Annotated in this window: 21 protein-coding genes; 12 read left to right on the top strand and 9 right to left on the bottom strand. The window is 64.7% G+C overall.

The window, feature by feature from the left end; translation table 11 throughout:
• The first annotated feature begins 75 nt into the window (after positions 1 to 75).
• Entirely contained in the window at positions 76 to 1,110 is a 1,035-nt protein-coding gene (locus ABH922_RS07310) for a zinc-dependent alcohol dehydrogenase family protein (RefSeq protein WP_424806279.1), read from the top strand.
• Between the two features lie 13 nt (positions 1,111 to 1,123).
• Here ABH922_RS07310 and ABH922_RS07305 read toward each other — a convergent pair whose 3' ends face one another.
• Positions 1,124 to 1,897 carry a GntR family transcriptional regulator gene (locus ABH922_RS07305; protein WP_424806278.1) on the bottom strand — a complete coding sequence of 258 codons (774 nt, stop codon included), beginning with the start codon at positions 1,895 to 1,897 and terminating at the stop codon, positions 1,124 to 1,126.
• Positions 1,898 to 2,122: 225 nt separating this feature from the next.
• Between ABH922_RS07305 and ABH922_RS07300 the strand changes: the two genes are divergently transcribed.
• The 8 genes from ABH922_RS07300 (at position 2,123) to ABH922_RS07265 (ending at position 8,993) form a co-directional block, all read left to right on the top strand.
• Entirely contained in the window at positions 2,123 to 3,187 is a 1,065-nt protein-coding gene (locus tag ABH922_RS07300) for a zinc-dependent alcohol dehydrogenase (RefSeq protein ID WP_424806277.1), read from the top strand.
• Complete coding sequence (locus ABH922_RS07295) at positions 3,184 to 4,146, top strand: NAD(P)-dependent oxidoreductase (protein WP_424806276.1); 963 nt, start codon at positions 3,184 to 3,186, stop codon at positions 4,144 to 4,146. Before ABH922_RS07300 ends, ABH922_RS07295 begins: the two co-directional genes overlap by 4 nt.
• A 75-nt stretch (positions 4,147 to 4,221) precedes the next feature.
• Positions 4,222 to 4,872, top strand: coding sequence for a bifunctional 4-hydroxy-2-oxoglutarate aldolase/2-dehydro-3-deoxy-phosphogluconate aldolase (locus ABH922_RS07290; RefSeq protein ID WP_424806275.1), 651 nt, complete (start codon positions 4,222 to 4,224; stop codon positions 4,870 to 4,872).
• Positions 4,869 to 5,786 carry a hypothetical protein gene (locus ABH922_RS07285; RefSeq protein WP_424806274.1) on the top strand — a complete coding sequence of 306 codons (918 nt, stop codon included), beginning with the start codon at positions 4,869 to 4,871 and terminating at the stop codon, positions 5,784 to 5,786. The genes ABH922_RS07290 and ABH922_RS07285 overlap by 4 nt, the downstream gene beginning before the upstream one ends.
• Entirely contained in the window at positions 5,786 to 6,772 is a 987-nt protein-coding gene (locus tag ABH922_RS07280; RefSeq protein WP_424806273.1) for a phosphotriesterase family protein, read from the top strand. Before ABH922_RS07285 ends, ABH922_RS07280 begins: the two co-directional genes overlap by 1 nt.
• 46 nt (positions 6,773 to 6,818) lie before the next feature.
• Positions 6,819 to 7,592 carry an SDR family NAD(P)-dependent oxidoreductase gene (locus ABH922_RS07275; RefSeq protein ID WP_424806272.1) on the top strand — a complete coding sequence of 258 codons (774 nt, stop codon included), beginning with the start codon at positions 6,819 to 6,821 and terminating at the stop codon, positions 7,590 to 7,592.
• A gap of 68 nt (positions 7,593 to 7,660) precedes the next feature.
• Positions 7,661 to 8,257: a glucose-6-phosphate isomerase family protein gene (locus ABH922_RS07270; RefSeq protein ID WP_424806271.1), complete on the top strand. Its 597-nt coding sequence runs from the start codon at positions 7,661 to 7,663 to the stop codon at positions 8,255 to 8,257.
• Positions 8,258 to 8,345: 88 nt separating this feature from the next.
• The gene (locus ABH922_RS07265) at positions 8,346 to 8,993 is read left to right on the top strand and encodes an HAD family hydrolase (protein ID WP_424806270.1); all 648 of its coding nucleotides are present in this window, start codon (positions 8,346 to 8,348) and stop codon (positions 8,991 to 8,993) included.
• A gap of 69 nt (positions 8,994 to 9,062) precedes the next feature.
• Here the strand turns inward: ABH922_RS07265 and ABH922_RS07260 are convergent, their stop codons facing one another.
• From ABH922_RS07260 to ABH922_RS07235, 6 genes are all read right to left on the bottom strand, one after another.
• Positions 9,063 to 10,070: an ABC transporter permease gene (locus tag ABH922_RS07260; RefSeq protein WP_424806269.1), complete on the bottom strand. Its 1,008-nt coding sequence runs from the start codon at positions 10,068 to 10,070 to the stop codon at positions 9,063 to 9,065.
• Entirely contained in the window at positions 10,067 to 11,584 is a 1,518-nt protein-coding gene (locus ABH922_RS07255; RefSeq protein ID WP_424806268.1) for a sugar ABC transporter ATP-binding protein, read from the bottom strand. Before ABH922_RS07255 ends, ABH922_RS07260 begins: the two co-directional genes overlap by 4 nt.
• Complete coding sequence (locus tag ABH922_RS07250; protein ID WP_424806267.1) at positions 11,581 to 12,621, bottom strand: ABC transporter permease; 1,041 nt, start codon at positions 12,619 to 12,621, stop codon at positions 11,581 to 11,583. The genes ABH922_RS07255 and ABH922_RS07250 overlap by 4 nt, the downstream gene beginning before the upstream one ends.
• Positions 12,622 to 12,712: 91 nt before the next feature.
• Entirely contained in the window at positions 12,713 to 13,810 is a 1,098-nt protein-coding gene (locus ABH922_RS07245; protein WP_424806266.1) for a sugar ABC transporter substrate-binding protein, read from the bottom strand.
• Between the two features lie 154 nt (positions 13,811 to 13,964).
• A complete protein-coding gene (locus ABH922_RS07240) occupies positions 13,965 to 14,735 on the bottom strand; it encodes an SDR family NAD(P)-dependent oxidoreductase (protein ID WP_424806265.1) in 771 nt (256 codons plus the stop codon).
• A 309-nt stretch (positions 14,736 to 15,044) separates the two neighbouring features.
• Positions 15,045 to 15,860: a helix-turn-helix domain-containing protein gene (locus ABH922_RS07235; RefSeq protein ID WP_424806264.1), complete on the bottom strand. Its 816-nt coding sequence runs from the start codon at positions 15,858 to 15,860 to the stop codon at positions 15,045 to 15,047.
• 179 nt (positions 15,861 to 16,039) lie between these two features.
• Here ABH922_RS07235 and ABH922_RS07230 point away from each other — a divergent pair, with 179 nt between their 5' ends.
• From ABH922_RS07230 to ABH922_RS07220, 3 genes are all read left to right on the top strand, one after another.
• Complete coding sequence (locus tag ABH922_RS07230; RefSeq protein ID WP_424806263.1) at positions 16,040 to 17,038, top strand: iron-siderophore ABC transporter substrate-binding protein; 999 nt, start codon at positions 16,040 to 16,042, stop codon at positions 17,036 to 17,038.
• Positions 17,039 to 17,139: 101 nt separating this feature from the next.
• On the top strand, positions 17,140 to 17,358 hold the full coding sequence (locus ABH922_RS07225) for a hypothetical protein (protein ID WP_424806262.1): 219 nt from the start codon (positions 17,140 to 17,142) through the stop codon (positions 17,356 to 17,358).
• A 238-nt stretch (positions 17,359 to 17,596) separates the two neighbouring features.
• Positions 17,597 to 17,860 (top strand): RtcB family protein, encoded by a 264-nt coding sequence (locus tag ABH922_RS07220; RefSeq protein WP_424809596.1) that lies wholly within the window; start codon positions 17,597 to 17,599, stop codon positions 17,858 to 17,860.
• A gap of 316 nt (positions 17,861 to 18,176) precedes the next feature.
• On the opposite strand, the gene ABH922_RS07215 is transcribed toward ABH922_RS07220, so the two are convergent.
• Entirely contained in the window at positions 18,177 to 18,482 is a 306-nt protein-coding gene (locus ABH922_RS07215) for a DUF2469 domain-containing protein (protein ID WP_003942715.1), read from the bottom strand.
• A gap of 37 nt (positions 18,483 to 18,519) precedes the next feature.
• Positions 18,520 to 19,203 carry a ribonuclease HII gene (locus tag ABH922_RS07210; protein ID WP_424806261.1) on the bottom strand — a complete coding sequence of 228 codons (684 nt, stop codon included), beginning with the start codon at positions 19,201 to 19,203 and terminating at the stop codon, positions 18,520 to 18,522.
• Positions 19,204 to 19,250: the final 47 nt, after the last annotated feature.

The raw sequence follows: 19,250 nt of genomic DNA, 5'->3' as shown, positions 1-19,250 counted from the left end.
GTTTCACCGTGATTTCTTCCGGTCCGACCGGCCGGGAATGCGACTACCCCTACGCGCCAACGCTTCTGGAGAACAATGAACAACACAATGACCGCAGTGGTGTACGACGAGCCTGGGACCTTCGAGATTCGCGAGATCCCCGTACCGACGCCCGGTCCCGGCGAAGTTCTCGTCAAGGTCCTCGCCGCCGGCGTGTGCGGAACGGACCTGCACCTGCATGCCGGCGAGTTCGGCCCCACCTACCCGCTTATTCCGGGCCACGAGATCGCCGGTGAGATCGCCGCGATCGGCCCGGACGTCACCGATCCCGCCGTCGGAACCCGCGTGGTCGTCGACAACACCGCATCGTGTGGCCGCTGCGAGGAGTGCCGTCGCGCGCGTCCCGCGTTCTGCACGTCCCTCGTCGCTCAGGGCGTCAACGCGCCCGGTGGGTTCTCCGAGTACGTGATCACTTCCGCGAACCGTTGCTTCGTCGCCGACGACCTCGATCCCGAGGTTGCCGTCCTCACCGAGCCGGTCGCCTGCGTGGTGCACGGTCTGGACGTGCTCGATCTGCAGCCAGGCGCCCACGTCCTGCTGTTCGGCGCCGGCCCCACCGGCCTACTGCTGACCGAGCTGCTGCGCAACTGCGGCGCAGGCAGCCTGACGGTCGCCGCCCCCACGCAGTCCAAGCTCGATCTTGCGAGTGCCCGCGGCGCCGACAACGTCGTGCAGATCGACCGTGGCGACATGAGTGCCGCTCTCGACACGCTGCGCGCGATCCGCCCCCAGGGGTTCGACGTGGTCATCGACGCGACGGGCAGCGTCAACGTCCTCGCGGAGACCGTTGACCTCACCCGTACCGGCGGAACTGTCTTCGTGTACGGCATGGCCGCCGAGGCCGCGAAATGGCCGATCTCGCCCTACGAGATCTTCCGACGCGAACTGACGGTGAAAGGATCTTTCGCGCAACAGTTCTCGTTCGATCGAGCAATCTCGGCGCTTCGCTCCGGCCGGGTGAGCGCCGACGGCCTCGTCACCCACCGATTCCCGCTGCACCGCTACGCCGAAGCCCTCGACGCAGTCCGTGACAGCAACTGCGTCAAGGCGATGATCGTGCCCGGGCTGTAGGTGAAGCCGATGCCTAGGTGACGAGCATCAACGGTTGAGCCCCTGAGCCCGATCGAGTGAGCTCGACTTCGAAACGGCTTCGATCACCCCGGTGGTAGGCGACGAACGCCTCCACCGGGGTGTTGTCGTCTCCGTAACTGACACTGCGCAGGACCAGCAGTGCCGCACCCGCTTTGACGCCGAGATCGTGGGCCATCGTCGACGTCGCGATCTCGGCGTCGATCGACCGGCGGCCGTGACTGAGGCGGACGCCGTACGTGTTCTCGAGTACCGCGTACAAGGATTTGTCGCTCAAATCCTCGTCGAGCAGTCCGGGCGCGAGGCCGAACGGCACGTGGGTCACAGTGAGCACCCACGGCTCGTCGTCGACGAATCGGAGCCGCTCGAGTGCGATCACCGCCGTGCCGACCGGAACCTGAAGCGACTCGGCGATCGCGTCGTCGGCCTCGATCTTCTCCAACCGGCGGACGTCACTGCGCAGGTGCGAGCCGCGCGTGGCGACGTCCTCGTAGAGACCGGTCAGCGACTGCGCCAAACCCTCACGAGTCTTGGGCCGGGCGACAAACGTTCCTCGACCTTTCACCCGATCGATGACGCCTGCCGCTTCGAGATCCGAGAGTGCCTGCCGGACAACGGTGCGCGAGACGTCGTACCGCTCGCACAGTTCGTGGTCACCGGGCAGCCGATCGCCGGGCGAAAGATTGCGACGCGTGATGTCTGCCGTGAGTATCTCCTTGAGCTGGTGATAAAACGGCAAAGGCGACGACCGATCGATACCTGTCTGCATGTCAGTAGAGGATATCAGCGCGATCGTGCGGTTTCCGAACTTCGGCCATCCTCGTCGCGTCGCCCCGCCCGAAAACTCTTGCAATCCTGTCATTACAGGTTTAGGCTCATCCAACATGGCCGCACCGTACGTCGACAGCACTGACGGCGAAGGTTCACAAGCCTGACAGATAAATCCGGCGCCGGGTCCGCCTACCGCGCTGACATGAAGAAAGGACGGTCCGTCGTGACCCTCGCTCCTCCCGTTTCCGCGGACACCCGACGCCGCGTCGTCGTCACCGCGCCGGACGCCGTCGAGATCCAGACCGACGCTCGGCCTGCACTCGCCGACGGTGAAGCGCTGGTCGAACTGCTGGTCTCCGGCCTGTGCGGATCGGACAAGGCCGGCGCACACGGTGTACACGCCTTCTTCAAGCCCCCTTACTTCCCCGGCCACGAGGTCGTCGGCCGCGTCAGTGCAGTCGCACCCGGCGTCGACTCGGTCGCTCTCGGACAACGAGTCACCGTTCGCCCCACACTCGACTGCGGCGACTGCAAGCCGTGCAACACCGGTCGCTCGAACCTGTGCGAGAACCTCGAGTTCTTCGGCTGCGGTTTCCGCGAAGGTGGCATGAGCGACGTGTTCGCCGTCCGCGCCGATCGCCTCCACGTCATCCCCGACACGTTCACCGACCTGCAAGCGGCGATGATCGAACCGCTCGCCACCCCGGTCCACGCCGTACGCCTCGCCGGTGATCTGACCGGCAAGACCGTCGTCGTTCTCGGCTCGGGAACAATCGGCCTCCTCACCCAGATCGCAGCCCGTCACGCCGGCGCCCGCGTCGTCATCGGCACCGACGTCCGCCAGGTCAAGCGGGACGTTTCACTGCGCCTGGGCGCCGACGCCGTACTCGATGCCGCTCGCGAGGACCTCGCTGCGGCCGTTCGCGCCGAACTCGGCGAGAGCGCCGACGTCGTATTCGACTGTGTCTCGATCGAATCCACGGTCAACGCGGCAATCGCCATGGCAGTCAAAGGCGGAACCGTCGTCGTCGTGGGTGGGCCCAAGGGTCGCGTCGGAGTTGATCTGCCTTTGCTGCAGGAATTCCAGGTCAAGCTCCAAGGTGCGGCGACATATCTCGCGGAGGACTTCGATGTCGCTGCCGAGATCATCGCCTCCGGCGCCGTGGACACCGACGAATTCATCACTGCGAAGTTCCCACTCACCGACGCCGCCGCGGCCTTCGACTCGCTCGCCACCGGCGACGAGGTCAAGATCGTCGTGACCGGGGAAGGATTCACCGAGAAATGAGCAGTGGAACCGTTCTCGTCACGTCCCGTTCCTTCTCGTCCGGCTCGCTCGATCTGACCGCAGCGCTCGAATCAGCAGGTCTGAATGTCGTTCGCGGACCGGCAGATCACAACCTCGAAGCACTCGCACCGGCGCTGGCCGACGCGGTCGCGTGGATCGCAGGTACCGGTCCGGTCACCGCCGAGCATCTCCAACGCGCACCGCACCTGCGCCACATCGCCCGCTACGGCGTCGGGGTGGATGCGGTGGATCTCGGTGACGCGGGCAACCGGGACATCCTGGTCACCAACACTCCCGGCGCGAACAGCGACGCCGTCGCCGACCACACCATTGCCCTGATTCTGGCCGCCCTACGCGGCGTCGCCTCCGGTGATCGTGGTGTCCGCACCGGCGACTGGCGGGTGACGCGCACCCGCGAACTGGGCACACTGACCGTCGGCATCATCGGACTCGGCCGCATCGGCCGGGGTGTCGCCGCTCGCCTGAGCGGCTTCGGCACCAAGGTGGTCGGATTCGACCCGTGGGTGCCTGCCGAGCAGATGCGTGAACTGGGCATCGAACCCGTCGACTTCGGTGACATCGCCCAGCGTGCCGACATCGTCTCACTGCACACCCCTGGCGACCAGGTGATCATCGACAGCAAGTGGCTCGATCGCATCCCGGCCGGACGTATCCTGGTCAACACCGCCCGCGCCAACCTCGTCGACGAGAACGCGCTTGCCGACGCGCTGCGCACCCGCCACGTCCTCGCCTATGCCGCCGACAGCCTTTCCGTCGAATCCGGCCAGGGTGAATCTCCGTTGCTCGCCGAGGACTTGGCCGCGTGGACCATCTTCACTCCGCACAGCGCCGCGCAAACGGTCGAAGCTGTCGACAACATGGGTGGAGCCGCCACGGAAGCCGTGCTGGCCGTGCTCCGCGGGGAGACCCCCGAGAACGTCGTCCGCATCCCGGCCTGAACGCCCAACCACCTGAACCGTCCTCGAACCTGCCTTCACGGCACCTCGAGCACTCCACTATCCGAAGGACCCTTCATGACGCACCTAGACGCGATCCGCGCGGCGGGAGTTCTCGCCGTACTTCGCGCTCCGTCCCCCGAAACCGCGATCTCGGCCGTCGGCGCCCTCGTCGCAGGCGGAGTCACCGGCATCGAGATCACCTACAGCACACCGGGTGCCACCGAGGTCATCCGTGAGCTGCGCAGCATCCACGGCGACGCCATCACTCTCGGCGCAGGCACCGTCCTGACCGCGGCCCAGGCCGACGACGCAGTCGAGGCCGGAGCCACGTTCCTGGTGAGCCCCGGAACCGAAGCCTCGCTCGCCTCGGCGATGCTCGGTACCGGTGCGGCCGTACTGCTCGGTGCCATGACCCCGAGCGAGGTCATGGAAGCGAGCCGTCTCGGCGCGCACGTGGTCAAGCTGTTCCCCGCATCCCTGGGCGGACCGAGCTTCCTCAAAGCGCTGCGCGGACCGTTCCCCGAGGTTCCCCTCATGCCCACCGGCGGCGTCAACGCGAGCAATATCGGCGAGTGGGTCAAGGCCGGCGCTGTCGCCGTCGGCGCCGGCGGCGATCTGGTCTCCGGTGCTGCGATGGCAGCGGGCCGTTGGGACGTCATCGAAGACACCGCACGCGTCTTCGCCGATGCGTACGCGCAGGCAACGTACAGTGAGGCCGGCGCATGAGCGAGACGTACATGGGATTCGTCGGCGTCAGCACCGGCAGCTCCTCCATCATGCGGGTGTTCCCCAAGTGGGCCGAGATCCTCGAACTTCCCACCCGCACACTGATCGGCCACGACGTGGCCATCGACTCCGATCCGCAGGTGTACCGCGACCTGGTCGCCTCGATCCACGCCGACCCCAACCACCACGGCGCACTGGTCACCACGCACAAGATCGCCGTCCGCGAGGCCGCCGGTGACCTGTTCGACGAACTCGACGATCTGGCAAGCACTTTCGGTGAGATCTCGTCGATCGCCAAGCGCGGCACCAAACTCACGGGCGCGGCAAAAGACCCGGTGACGGTGCGCCTGGGCCTCGAGGAGTTCCTCTCCCCCACGCACTTCGCCGATACCGGAGCCGCCGCATTGATCCTCGGTTCGGGCGGCTCGGGCAGTGCACTGAGCTACCAGCTCGGGGTTCGCGAGGACGCACCGAGCGAGGTCATCTGCCTGGCCCGCACGCAGAAGCGTCTCGATCATCAGCGTGAACTGCACGAGAAGGCCGGTATCGACAACGGCCTGTACCGGTACGTGGTCTCGGCCGGCACCGACGACGTCGACGCATTGCTCACCGAGCTGCCCGCACACAGCCTCGTCGTCAACGCGACAGGCATGGGCAAGGACCGTCCTGGTTCGCCGGTAGGTGAGCACGGACTCTTCCCCGAGCAGGCTGTGGTGTGGGAGTTCAACTACCGCGGCTCGCTCGAGTTCCTGCAGCAGGCCCGCGCCCAGCAGGAAGCTCGCGGACTGATCGTCGAGGACGGCTGGCGCTACTTCGTGCACGGCTGGAGCCAGGTCATCGCCGACGTCTTCGACATCGCGATGCCACAGGAGACCGTGGACACGCTCGCCCGAGCGGCGGCCGAGGTCCGCTGATGACGAGTGCATCGCTGGGATCGGTACGCACCGTCCTCGGTGACGTGGAGCCGGGAACTCTCGGACGGACCAACTACCACGAGCACCTCTTCCAGGTCAGCCCGCTACTTCTCGGAGACGAACTCGACGACGAGAACCGTAGCGGCGACGAAGCGGGTCTGGCCAAAGCCGGCGGGATCGCTGCCATGGTCGACGCGACGCCGATCGGTCTGGGGCGCAATCCCGAAGCGACGGCGCGTATCTCGGCGAAGCACTCGCTACATGTCGTCGCCACCACCGGCGTGCATCGTCAGGCACACTACGGCAGCGATCACTGGTTGCAGGATCGTTCCGTAGAACAGCTCACCGCTCTGCTGGTCCGTGACATCGAAACCGGCATGCCGGTCGGTGACACCGCCGAGGCGAACACCGCAGCACTCGGCCCCGACGGTAGCCCGGTCCGCGCGGGGCTGCTCAAGCTCGGAATCGGCTACTGGGAGATCACCGACTTCGAGAAACGCGCGCTCGCGGCGGTGGCGGCCGCACACGCCCTCACCAACGCTCCGATCACCATTCACCTCGAATACTGCACGGCCGCATTCGAGGTGCTCGACCTACTCCGCGGTGAGGGGGTGCAGAGCGATGCCGTCGGTCTGGCCCACGTCGATCGCAATCCGGATCCCGGGCTGCACGCCGACCTGGCCGCCACCGGCGCCTACCTCGGTTACGACGGCTTCGCCCGCAGCCGCAACTGGCCGGATTCGGTACTGCTGGACTGCTTCACGCGAGCTGCCGAACTCGGCGCCGAAGACCGACTGCTCCTCGGCGGCGACGTTGCCCGCCGAAGTCGCTACATCGCCTACGGCGGCATGCCTGGTCTGGCCTACCTCACCGAACGGGTGGTTCCCCGCCTGCAGCGTGCCGGGCGAGAAGACCTGGTCGAGTCCGCGATGGTCCGTAACCCCGCGCGCTGGCTCGGCCGTTTCGACACGGTCTCGCCCGCGTAGGCAACTAGCTTCGAGATAACAGAACTGACGAAGGGATCTTGGCACCATGTACAAGGAAAAGCACGACCTCGGCGGACGCATCGCAGTCATCACCGGCGGCGCCCGCGGTATCGGCCGTGAAGCTGTAGTCGCTCTAGCCGAAATGGGCGCTCGCTGCGTCATCGTCGACATCCTCGACGATCTCGGTGTCGAGTCTGCACGTGAGATCACCGCAGCAGGCGGCGGCACGGTCGACTTCAAGCACCTCGACGTCCGGGACGCCGCCGCAGTCGCGGACACCTTCGCCCAGATCCGGGCCGAGTACGGCGGACTCGACATCCTCGTCACCTCCGCAGGCGTCGTCGTCCACAAGCCTTCCGCGGACAACACGGTCGAAGACTGGCGCCACGTGCTCGACACCAACCTCGACGGAACGTTCTGGAGCATCCGCGAAGCTGCTCGCCAGATGCGCGACCTCGGCACCCGCGGTGTGGTCGTCACGATCGGATCCATGTCCGGTATCGCCGTGAACCGCCCGCAGCAGCAGGCGTCGTACAACGCGTCGAAGGCAGCCGTGCACTCCCTGACCGCGAGCCTGGCTGCCGAATACGCACCTGACGGCATCCGCGTCAATTCCGTTGCCCCCGGCTATATCCTGACCGATCTCACCAAGGACGGCGTGTCCCAGGAGTGGATGGACGAGTGGACCTCGCTCACCCCGCAGGCACGGATGGGCAACCCGGACGAGGTGGCGTCCATCGTCGCGTTCCTCGCCTCGGACGCCGCGTCCTTCATGACCGGTGCCACCGTCGTCGCCGACGGCGGCTACACGGCCTGGTGACCTCCTACCTACTCGCCTGACCGCGATGCAGCCCATCGCCGATGCAGCAACCAACACGGAGAACTTTCATGACCACTGTGGTACCCCCGGTGCTGATGCACCTGCGCCCCGAAACCGGTGAACTCATCGGGAGCAACGGACGTTACGAGAAGTTCATCGGCGACCTCGCCGGCCTCTACCGCGACGCCCAAGCCTTCGACAGCCGTCGCGATGCCCACGACGGCAGCCCGGTCTACTGGGTGGAGAGCAGCGACACCCAAGGCGGTGAAGGCGGACTGATCACCGGTATCAGCGTCCTCGAGCCCGGCACGATCGGCGACGAGTACTACATGACTCGCGGTCACCTGCACCAGAAGTCCGATCGCGCCGAGCTGTACCTGGGCCTGTCCGGTAAAGGCGTCATGCTCCTCGACAGCCTCGACGGCCAGTCCGTCGCCCTGGAAATCGGTCCGGGTGACGCCGTGTACGTACCCGGCCACTGGGTGCATCGCAGCGTCAACGTGGGCACCGAACGCATGTCCACCCTGTTCTCCTACGCCTGCGACGCCGGCCAGGATTACGGGATCATCGAGCGCGCAGGCGGAATGAAGTCCCTGATCGTCGTCGACGGCGACGGCGGCTGGGTTTCGCGCCCCAACCCGGACCACACGGGTTACAGCCTCTAATTTCTTGCTTCCATTCCCCCTCAGGCGTCCCCGACCGGTTCAGTGTGAATCCGGTCGGGGACGCTGACGTTTACCCCAGGAGCACCACGTGAATTCTCGCCGGCCCGGCCGCGCCGTCCTGTTCGACTGTGACGGCACCATTGCCGACTCGGAGACCCTGTCCCTCGCGACGTGGGACGACGAACTCTCCCGTTTCGGTTACCGCCTCACCGACGAGGACCGACGGTTCTGTGTGGGCTCGTCCTACGAGAAGTGCCACGCGCACTTCGCTTCGATGATCCCGAACCTACCGCGGGCAGATGTCTTCGACGTGTCCTACCGGGCGCAATTGGATTCCCGCTACCGCAACGACCTGCGAGCATTCGACGATGCTCTGGATATTCTGGAGTTCCTGCACGAGAACGACATCCCGGTAGCGATTGCGAGCAACAGCGATCGGAAACGGCTGTCACTGACCATGTCGCTGATCGGGATCGAGCATCTGCCTTCGGTGGCCGGTGACGAGGTGCCCTCCCCCAAGCCCGCACCGGACATCTTCGTTCGGGCCGCGGAAATTCTCGGTGTCGAGACGAGTCGGTGCCTGGTGATCGAGGACAGCCAACCGGGTGTGGACGCCGCACGCGCCGCCGATATCCCCGTGTGGGCACTGCAGCGGACAGAACATGCACCGGTCGGGGCGACACGACTGACGTCGACTCTCGATCGAACCACCTTGATCTCGCTGCTCGACTCCTGAAAACAAGCGTCGAACACGAAGCAGGCCTTCACCACTGTCGGTGAAGGCCTGCTTCGGAGGGCAGTCGCGCTACTTGATGATGGAGAGTTGGCTCCGGTCCAGCGTCAGCAACACCGCGATGACGACGACCGCGCCGTAGACGATCTGCTGGTAGCTCGGGTTGATGCCGGCCACCGCGCCACCGACCCGCAGGACGGTGACGATGAGAGCACCGATCAGCACCCGCCACGCACCACCGACACCACCGGTGACGGCGCAGCCGCCCACCAGAACGGCGGCGATGGCGGGAAGCATCAGCGAGTCCGCGAGAGTCGGTGCTGCGCTCTGCTGCTGCGAGGACAGCATGACGCCGGCGAGCCCGGCGAACAAACCGGACAGTGCAAACGCACCGACCCGCACGAGCGGAGCTCGCACACCGCTCATCATCGCGGCCTTCTCACCCAGGCCGACGACGTGGAACACGTGGCCACGCGGCAGGAATCGCATGAGCGCGAAGATCCCGGCCACGATACCGACGGTGATCCACACCCCGACCGGTATGGAGAGGAACGTCCACGAGGTGAGCCAGAAGATCGCGTCGTAGCCGGAGTCGATGTAGATGGTGGACGAGCTGGAGGCGACCATCGAGATGGCACCCCAGAAGCCCAGTGCACCGAGGGTCACCACGAACGACGGAACCTGGCCGTACACGACCAACGCACCGCTGATCGCGCCGATGACGGTCAGAGCGAGCAGGGAGACCACTACCGCGCCCGGGCCGAGCGTACCGATCGTCTTGGCGAGGATGATGGTGCTCAGCGACGCGAGCGCCGCGTTGGACAGGTCGATTCCGCCGGTCAGGATCACGAACATCTGGCCGAGGCCGAGTAGCAGGATCGGCACCGCCTGCATCGACACCACCGAGAGTGCGTTGACCGAGAAGAACGCGGGTTCGGCAATGGTGACGAGCAGAGCGAGGACCACCAGGATCACCGGTGGGCCGGCCATCCGGAGCCGGTCTACGGTCAGGAACGAAAGTGCGCCGCCGCGTTCGGTTGTCGGCGCGGGTACTGCTGTGGAAGTAGCCACGGCGATCACATCATCTTTTCGAGAAGTTGCAACTTGGACGGGGGGTTGTCGTGCATCGAGTCGAACGTGGCGGTCACGGCGCCGTCGGCCATCACGACGATGCGATGTCCGAGACCGATGGCCTCGTCGAGCGTGTCCGCCAACACCAGGATCGCGACCCCACGCTCGCACAGCTCACGGAAGAGCGCGTACAGATCTTCCTTGGCGCCGATGTCGAGGCCGCGCGTGGGATGGTCGAGGATCAGCAGCTTGAGGTTCTCGTCGAGAATCCACTTGGCCAGGACGGCCTTCTGCTGATTGCCGCCCGAGAGCCGGGCGATGTCCGAACTCGGGTTCGGAGGACGAATCTTGAGCTTCTCGATCCAGGTCCGAGCGGTTGCCTCGAGCGCTGCCGCGGTGACCACTTTGCCGTTCACCGCCTGCTTCGGATGAGCGAGGGCGATGTTCTCCGCGACACTCATGCCGAGAATCATTCCCTCGGTGCGTCGTTCGGACGGAACGAAGGCAATTCCGGCCGCTACCGCGTCGGCCGGTGATCCGGGCTTGAACGCCCTTCCCTCGATCTCGACCACCCCGGCGTCTATCGGAATAGCGCCGAAGACCGCCTTCGCAGCTTCTTCGCGGCCTGAGCCGACCACACCCACCAGGGAGACGATCTCGCCGGCGGAGACATGGAAGGCAACGTTCTCGACGCCACCTTCACAGGCCAGACCGCGGACGGAGAGAACGGTTTTCGCGGTGTCCGGAACGGCGACCTTACGAGCCTCGGAGTAGATCTCCTCCGCCGCTCCCTTGCCGATCATCATCTCGTACAGTTCGCTCTCGGTGGCATCGGCGGCCACCTTCTCCCCGACTACCTTGCCGTCGCGCAGCACGTACACCCGATCGGAGAATCGCAGAACCTCGTCGAGGCGGTGCGAGACGAAGATGACCGCGCCGAGTTCCTTGAGCGAGTTGACCCGCTGGTAGAGAACCTCGATGTCCTCGGACTCGAGCACCGACGTGGGCTCGTCCAGGATCAGGAGCGGCGGGTTGTCGAGCGCGCGTTCACCGACGGCTCGCGCCACCTCCACCATCTGACGTTCGGCGAACGACAGCGATTCGGTCAGTGCCCGGGGATCGACGTGGGAGTCGACCACCGCGAGCATCGCCTTCGCCTTGGCATGCATGCGGCGGCGCTGGGTGAATCCCCCGCGCACCACGTCGGCGTCGTCACCGAGCATCAGGTTCTCGGCGACCGTCAGGTTCGGCAGCAGCGACTGCTCCTGGTGAACCACACCCACACCGTGTTCGGTGGCCTGCTGCGGCGTCGAGAAGCGAACTTCCTTGCCGCCGAGCAACATGGCGCCACCGTCCTGGCCGTGAACCCCGGCCAGGATCTTGAGCAGCGTCGACTTTCCGGCCCCGTTCTCACCGATGAGACCGATGACCTCGTGCGGCGCGACCGTCATGGACACGTTGTCGAGCACCGTGTTCGGTCCGAACTTCTTCGTCACATTGCGTAGTTCGAGTAGCGGTGTCATTTCACGATCCTCAATCGCTTACGCGCGGGCCAACCGGTCGCGATGACCGCCAGGACGATGATGAGTCCCTGAGCGCCCTGCTGGACATACGGATTCGCGCCCGAGAGGAGCAATCCGTTTCCGAGGACGATCAGCAGCAGCACACCGACGACGGAGTGCAACGGGCCGCCGCGTCCACCGCTGAGCAGGGTGCCGCCGACGACGACGGCGGACAGGGTCAGGAACAGGTTTCCGTCGCCGACACCGACCTCGCCGACACCGAGTCGGATGGTGGCCAGGATGCCGCCGAGAGCAGAGAAGAGACCGGCGAGCACGAACAGGGCGATCTTGACGCGGGCCACCGGGATACCGGCGACCCGGCTGATCGCCTCGTCACCGCCGATGGCGTAGGTCTGGATACCGAAGCGGGTCCACTTGCACAGCACGGTGGTCACCACGACGGCACCGATGGCGAACACCACGACGACGGGGATCCCGAGCCACGACTGTCGAGCCCAGCTCACGAACGTGGGGTCGGAGATCTGCGGGGTGGTGGTTCCGAACAGAACGGTGGCCACACCGAGACCGATGAACCACGTACCAAGTGTGACGAGGAACGAGGGAATCCGGCCCTTCGCGTGGATGACGCCGTTGAGCAGACCGAACGCCACACCGACGAGCAGCGCGATGATCAACGCGGCGAAGCCGAGGTTGTTGCCGTTGACGCTGTTGGCGACGAGAAGGGCGAATGTGAGACCACTGGCGGCCATGACCCCTTCGATCGACAGGTCGATACCGCCGACCAGGATCACGAGCGTCGCGCCCATGGCCAGCACGATCGGAATCGACGCCTGCTGGATGATGGCCATCACGTTGCTACCGGTGGCGAACTTCGGTGCGATGATCGAGAAGACGATGCACAGCACGCCGAGGGCGACCAGAGGACCGAAGGAGATGATCAAGCGCCTCCACTTGTCCGAGGCACCGGTGGTCTTGGATTCGCCGCCGCCGTCGGGGTGTGAATTCACCCCCTTCCGATCGAGTGCTCCCGTTGTCATGGCGTCTCCTTTGTAATGCTCGATGTTGGTGTGTGGATCGACTTCTGCACAGCGGTCGCCGTGTCTACCGCGTCGATCGAGTTGACTGTGTTCACTTGGTCAGCGGGCCGGAGATCCGGCCGTACGGGTCCTCGACGGACGCGGCGATCTCGGCAGCCGACGGCTCACGCAGATACTGATCAACGTTGTCCTTGGTGACCAGCGAATGCTCGACGTAGAACTCGCGCTTGTCGTGCGGCAGCTCGGAAATGTTCACCTTTCCGGTCACTGCCTGGTAGCAGAGCGCGAGTGGCATCGCGCCGTTGTAGTACGGATCGGTCGTGAACGTGGCGAGCATGTCGCCGTTGTCGATGTCCTCGAGCCCCTCGGGGGTGGCGTCGCTGGCGCTGACGACCTTGATCTCGCCGGCTCGACCCGCTTCGCGAATAGCCTGGATCGCGCCGAGCGCCATCGCGTCGTTCGCGGCCCAGACACCGTTGACGTCCTTGCCGTACTTGTTCAGCAAAGTCTGAATGGTGTTGTAGGCCTTGTTCCGATCGAAATCGGCAGGCTGCTGGTCGAGGAGTTTGATTCCGGAGTGCTCGGCCAGCGATGCAGCCAGGCCCTGGTCTCGGGTCTGACTGACCTCGTTGGAGAGAATGCCCTGCAGAGCGATGATGCCGCCCTCCCCACCGAGTGAATCGGCGAGAACATCGGCTGCTCCCTGACCCTGCTCCACTCCGTTGTAGGTGACGAATGCAGCCCACCCGTCGCCGACGTCCCATGGATGCAGACCGGCCGGCTTGCTCCACTGCGTCACCGCGCAACCACCGCTGTTCTGCACGGCACGCACGATCGCCGGTGTGTCGGCACTGGTATTCGGGTCGATGTTGAGCAGCACCGTCTTACCTGCCGCCAGAATCGACTGCAACTGCGAGAGAGCGTTCTGCGAGTCTCCACCGTAGACGATGGTTTTCAGGGGTATGCCGACGGAATCGGCGTACGCCTGGCTGCCCTTGACCCAGGCCGCGGCGTACGGATTGGACAGGGAACGAACCTCCGTCACCATGACGAGATCGTCCTTGTCGGTCGACGCCGCGATCCGCGTCGCCCCACCCGTCGAGCAGGACGCGACACTACCCGCGACCAGTAGTCCGGCGAGCACGGCGCCGGCGCGCCTACTCAGCAGTGACCGGGATGAGAAGTTCATTGGTTGACTCCACTCTAGAATTTCGGTGCAAGAAGACATGTCGAGTGCCTTCTCTGCATTCGTTGCAGCGCAGGAACGCACGCGGTGACGAGGTGATCGACGCCAGAGCGATGATCGGGAACTGTCGGATACCGGGCCGGCACCGACGAAACGGTCACCAGGCGGTGTATCCACCGTCCGCGACCAGTACCGAGCCGGTGATGAACGTCGCGGCGTCACTGGCGAGAAAAACCACACTCGGCGCGATCTCCGCCGGCCGCGCGATCCGTGCCTGAGGTGTCCGGTCGTACCAGTAGCGGTCTGCCCCCGGGAGGTCTGTCGGTGTCATCTCGGTCTCGACGTAGCCGGGGGCGACCGCATTGACGCGGATACCCAACGGCGCCCATTCCGCGGCCAGGGACTTGGTGAGTTGGTGAACCGCAGCCTTGGAGGCGTTGTACGCCGGCTGACTCTGTGGGCGGTTGACCACCAGGGCGGACATGGAACCGATGTTGACGATCGATCCCGATCCACGCTCACGCATGTGCGCTCCGACCTCCAGGCAGCAGTTCCACAACGCCTTGACGTTCAGGTCGAAGACCTGGTCCCATTCCTCTTCCGGAACTTCCCACGATTCACGGTGAAAGCACACTCCGGCATTGTTGACCAGGATGTCGATCTGCCCGAGCTGCTGCACCGCCTGCTCCGTCATGGTCCGGACGGCCGCACGTGTGGTGATGTCAGCGCCGATCGCAGTCATCGTGTGACCGCTCTCGGCTGCTGCGGCAACCACTTCTTCGTTCCTGGCCCGATTTCGTCCCACGATCGCCACTTTCGCGCCGGCCTCGGCAAGCCCGAACGCGAAAGCACGTCCCAGTCCTTGGTTACCGCCAGTGACCAGGGCAGTTCGGCCGGAAAGATCGAATGGGGACTTCGTTGTCATCATCGCACCAGAATCGTTGAAGTTAGGGGTGTAGACCTGCTTGTACAGAAGCCAGGTCCGTCACGTCCCGTTGTAACAGGACGTGCCCGGACCGGCACCCGTCTCAGGGCGGTGCATGCCCCCGTTCGGGGAGTCGTCGTCGACTGGCGTTCATGTGTTCACTTTCGGTGGTACGAGAAACGAGCTGACCTATCGTGTCTCGGGTCACAGCAGACTAGCACCAAGTAATCCTGTACGTACAGCACTATCTTCTCGACCATAGCTCGACCACACCCCCGACCGGCAATCCGCCCCTTCCCGACAACGCGTGCATCACGGTCGCATTCGTTCAGCCGAAACCTCGAACCGCAGGTCAGCACGGGACTGAGACCCGATGGCATACCTTGCCGGAGTGGTTCCGAAACCCGCACGGAAGGCTGCGATGAATCCACTGCTCGTCTCGTAACCGACTCTCGCCGCGACGTCGTTGACGGTGTCGCCGCGTGCAAGCATGTCCAGCGAGGCATACAACCTCGCCCGGGTTCGCCATTGCCGGAACGAGAGCCCGGTGTCGGCGTCGAAAGCGCGCATCAGCGTCTTGGAGCTGACACCGAGCTGACGCGCCCACTCCTCCAACGTTCGGACATCGGCCGGATCCTCGAGGATGGCGGTGGCCACCACGTTCGCCTGCTGCAAGCGCGGCACGGCAAGCACGTCGTGACGCTCGGGCGCCGAGGACAACAGGTCGTAGAGCAAATCCTGCCCCTTCGCCCGTCGACGGTCGTCGATGGTGCGGTTACACAGATGCCGCAGCAGCTGCGCCGTCAGATCGTCCATCTCGAGCACCATCGGCCGAGACCACCTCGTTCCCGACGGACGCAGATCCGGGTTCGCATAGGCCGAGATCATGCATCCGCCCGTCAGCAACGTCATCTCGTGCAGAACACCACCCGGCAGCCACACCACGTGCTCACGATGAAGACGCCAGATATTCCCCCCGGCGGCGATCTCCATGACGCCCTCACTCATCCAGGCGATCTGATGCTCGGGGTGCCGGTGAGCGCCGTACGGGGTGACACCGTCGACGACGTTCTCGAAAACCTGGAAATCTCCGAATGTCCTGCCACCCGTATCGGCGGGATCTGCCACTCGATTTCCTGCTGTCAAGTAGCTTCCAACAGACAAAATGAGTCCTTCCAGCCGTATGGGAGTCCGTTCGACAGGATAGACCGTTCCGATGAGGAAGGTTAGCCTCACTTCAGCGTCGACGATGTCAGTCGCCCGTGACGCGATCCACATTCCACCTCAACCCGTCTAGGAGTTCGCCCGTGCGCATCTCACGCGCCCGCATGTTCGTCGCACTCGTCGCGGCAGCCTCGACAGTCGGCCTGTCCGCGTGCGGAACCGTCGAGGAATCCTCGCCGCTCACCCCGTCGTCCGGCAGTGACGCTTTCCCCGTGACCATCGAACATGCCAGAGGTTCCACCACTGTCGAGCGAGAACCCGAGCGCATCGTGTCGCTGGGTTACACCGATCACGAACCGCTGCTGGCCCTCGGTGTCGAGCCCGTCGCAATGGCGCAGTGGTGGGGATCGGGCCTCGACGAGAGCTGGCCGTGGACGAAGGACTTCTGGAACGGACGCACGCCGACGTACGTCAACAAGGGCGGTGACTACAACTTCGAACAGATCGCCTCTCTCGCACCGGATCTGATCATCGCGCTATACGCGGATATCGACGAGGAGACCTACGAGAAGCTGACTGCCATCGCACCGACCGTGGCGCAGAGCAAGGACTACGACGCGTACACCACACCGTGGACGGACATGACGCGGACGGCAGGCAAAGCCGTCGGACGCGAAGCGAAAGCCGAGCAGTTGATCGCCGACACGGAGCGGAAGTTCGCCGCCGCACGCGACGCCCATCCCGAATTTGCCGGTCAGACCGCGACGATCGTCAACATGGACACACCCGAGTCCTACGTCTTCTCGTCCCAGGATCCGCGCGGCCTCTTCCTCTCCTCACTCGGGTTCTCACTCCCCCCGGCCGTGGACACGTTTGTCGGCGCCCAGTTCGGTGACTGGTTGTCGAACGAGCGCTACGACATCCTCGACGCCGTCGACCGCCTGATTGTCATGGCCGACACCGAGGGTGCGAAAGCTCTCGCCGCAAACTCCCTCTACCAGCGCCTACCCGCCGTCAAGAACGGCAACGCGACTGTCGTCCGCTACATCGAAGAACCTCCGGTGGGCGCAGCGATGTCGGGAAACACGGTGCTGAGCATTCCGTACGCCATCGATCAGCTGACGGCAATGCTCTCGAAGTAGACTCGCGGCCGCCGCCACACACCGCACCTCTCATCGAAAATATGTTCGAACACTGCTAGCCTCGACCGGACAGAGCACTCACGAACGCATCGAGGACCGCCATGGACGAGGTACCGGACGCCGGGCAGGATCTGGCGCGTTTGATCGACGAGTTGGCGATACTCGATCAGCGCCGCGTCGACATCGGCGAAAGCCTGGTCCACCTGGAGTACCTGTACTCCCGCAGCGGCGCCAGGCGAGAAGCCGAAGCGGCTCGAAAAGCCTTCCAGGAGAAATACGTCGGCAGAATCTACGAGCTTGCCGACGGCCTGCGAAATTGAGCCGCACCCGCAACGAACGTGCACACAGGTCAGTCCGAGGCGCATGGTCAGTCCCGCACGAGACGTCCGGCCGGCCTGACCTGGGACGACCTACGTGCGAGAAACCGATGGCGAAGATCACCGAGCGGCCGACGATCACCGAGAGGCTGCGGAACTGGCGTTCGTGCTCGACGGGAAGACTCGCAAACAAGCGCTACTCACATCCCAGATACCTTGTGTCCATCCGCATCTGGCGCTGATGCCCGGTGCGCGCCCGGGAGCAGGCGCGGCCGTGGGTTCGGTCATCTCGACAGCGGGAGCTATCACGTCCGCTGCCGTTGTCGTGGACATCGGCTGCACGATGATCGCGCTCGAGACCCAAGTCGGCGCCGGCGGGCTGCGACCTGGTCGTTCTTCGCCACGGCATCGAACGGTCCGTGCTGCTGAGTGCCGGTGTCTGCAACACGATCCTCACCGACACCGCGCGGACACGCATTACCGAACTCGAGGAGATGGACGGTGATCGGCCGGGCCTTCTACGACAGGTTCGAAAGCGACTGGCGATTTCAGCTCGGTATGCTCGGTTCGGGTAGCCAGTTCATCGAGGTGACACTCGACGAGAGCAACGGCATCGGGCTGTTTCTGCACTCCGGAAGTCGGGGTCATCGAGAAGAGACCCGAATTCGATTCCTACATCATCGATTTGAAATGGGCGCAGCACTTCGCGCTGCTCAACCGCGAGGAGACGACGGATCGACTCGTGAACGGCCACTGACGCCCGGCTACCGCACCCATCGAGTGCCCCGCCGATTCGGCAGGGCGCTCGATGTACACCGGGATCAATCAGGCAGGCGCAAGTCCGGCTTGTCCAATTCTTCGATGTTGACGTCCTTGAACGTCACCACGCGTACGTACTTCACGAACCGGGCCGGACGGTACATGTCCCACACCCACGCATCGGACATCCGCAGCTCGAAGTAAATCTCGCCGTCGGAATTGTGAGGCAGTAACTCGACCGTGTTGGCCAGGTAGAAACGTCGTTCCGTCTCCACGACGTAGGAGAACTGCCCGACGATGTCCCGATATTCACGGTAGAGCGACAGCTCCATCTCGGTTTCGTACTTCTCGAGATCTTCGGCACTCATCGGTTTAGCCAGTCCTCCCAGTTCGTCTGAATGTTCATCATCTCGCACCGCCTGCTCGTTGCTTCACCCGGAGTCCTGCGGCCACGACGTTTGCGTAGCTCATGCGGTGTTCGGCACTGGGACCGAGCAGGTCGAGAGCCTCGGTGTGCAGGGCGGTGCTGTATCCCTTGTGAATGGCGAAGCCGTATCCGGGGTACACCTCGTCCATGGTCGTCATCACCCGATCACGCGTGACCTTGGCGAGGATACTGGCTGCTGCTATGCAAGCGGCTGCGGCGTCGCCGCCGATCACCGGCAGTGACGGCGACGTCAGACCGGGCACCCGAAAGCCGTCGGTGAGTACATACCCCGGTTCGACGTCGAGACCGGCCACCGCACGACGCATTCCCTCGATGTTCGCGACATGGATACCGATGTCGTCGATTTCGGCAGCGGGGACACTGATGACACTCCATGCCAGCGCCGATCTGACGATCACCGGGAACAGCTCGTCGCGGACACGCGCGGTCAGCTTCTTGGAATCGTCGAGTCGTGCCAGAGCAGGCTGAGGTTTGGGTGGGAGCACACACGCGGCGATCACCAACGGCCCAGCGCATGCTCCTCGACCCGCCTCGTCGACACCGGCGACCGGGCCCAGACCGGTCCGGACGAGCGCAGATTCCATGGTGCGTAGTCCGGCCGCCTTCCGGACCACGACGCGCGGTGGCCAGCTATCCCTCACAGGTGCCGTCCAGCCTCGACTCGACCGTCGTGAAATCGTGCACTACT

It is taken from the genome of Rhodococcus sp. 27YEA15, from assembly GCF_049739425.1.
In the GTDB taxonomy this organism is placed as follows: domain Bacteria; phylum Actinomycetota; class Actinomycetes; order Mycobacteriales; family Mycobacteriaceae; genus Rhodococcus_F.
Note: the sequence above shows the minus strand (reverse complement) of the source record. Positions and strands in the feature narration are given on the sequence as shown.

Excerpts from the sequence above, each read along its gene's own strand:
- ABH922_RS07310 (WP_424806279.1), top strand. The coding sequence starts at position 76 with ATGAACAACACAATGACCGCAGTGGTGTACGACGAGCCTGGGACCTTC.
- ABH922_RS07305 (WP_424806278.1), bottom strand. The coding sequence starts at position 1,897 with ATGCAGACAGGTATCGATCGGTCGTCGCCTTTGCCGTTTTATCACCAG.
- ABH922_RS07295 (WP_424806276.1), top strand. The coding sequence starts at position 3,184 with ATGAGCAGTGGAACCGTTCTCGTCACGTCCCGTTCCTTCTCGTCCGGC.
- ABH922_RS07290 (WP_424806275.1), top strand. The coding sequence starts at position 4,222 with ATGACGCACCTAGACGCGATCCGCGCGGCGGGAGTTCTCGCCGTACTT.
- ABH922_RS07285 (WP_424806274.1), top strand. The coding sequence starts at position 4,869 with ATGAGCGAGACGTACATGGGATTCGTCGGCGTCAGCACCGGCAGCTCC.
- ABH922_RS07280 (WP_424806273.1), top strand. The coding sequence starts at position 5,786 with ATGACGAGTGCATCGCTGGGATCGGTACGCACCGTCCTCGGTGACGTG.
- ABH922_RS07275 (WP_424806272.1), top strand. The coding sequence starts at position 6,819 with ATGTACAAGGAAAAGCACGACCTCGGCGGACGCATCGCAGTCATCACC.
- ABH922_RS07270 (WP_424806271.1), top strand. The coding sequence starts at position 7,661 with ATGACCACTGTGGTACCCCCGGTGCTGATGCACCTGCGCCCCGAAACC.
- ABH922_RS07255 (WP_424806268.1), bottom strand. The coding sequence starts at position 11,584 with ATGACACCGCTACTCGAACTACGCAATGTGACGAAGAAGTTCGGACCG.
- ABH922_RS07250 (WP_424806267.1), bottom strand. The coding sequence starts at position 12,621 with ATGACAACGGGAGCACTCGATCGGAAGGGGGTGAATTCACACCCCGAC.
- ABH922_RS07245 (WP_424806266.1), bottom strand. The coding sequence starts at position 13,810 with ATGAACTTCTCATCCCGGTCACTGCTGAGTAGGCGCGCCGGCGCCGTG.
- ABH922_RS07240 (WP_424806265.1), bottom strand. The coding sequence starts at position 14,735 with ATGATGACAACGAAGTCCCCATTCGATCTTTCCGGCCGAACTGCCCTG.
- ABH922_RS07225 (WP_424806262.1), top strand. The coding sequence starts at position 17,140 with ATGGACGAGGTACCGGACGCCGGGCAGGATCTGGCGCGTTTGATCGAC.
- ABH922_RS07220 (WP_424809596.1), top strand. The coding sequence starts at position 17,597 with ATGCCCGGTGCGCGCCCGGGAGCAGGCGCGGCCGTGGGTTCGGTCATC.
- ABH922_RS07215 (WP_003942715.1), bottom strand. The coding sequence starts at position 18,482 with ATGAGTGCCGAAGATCTCGAGAAGTACGAAACCGAGATGGAGCTGTCG.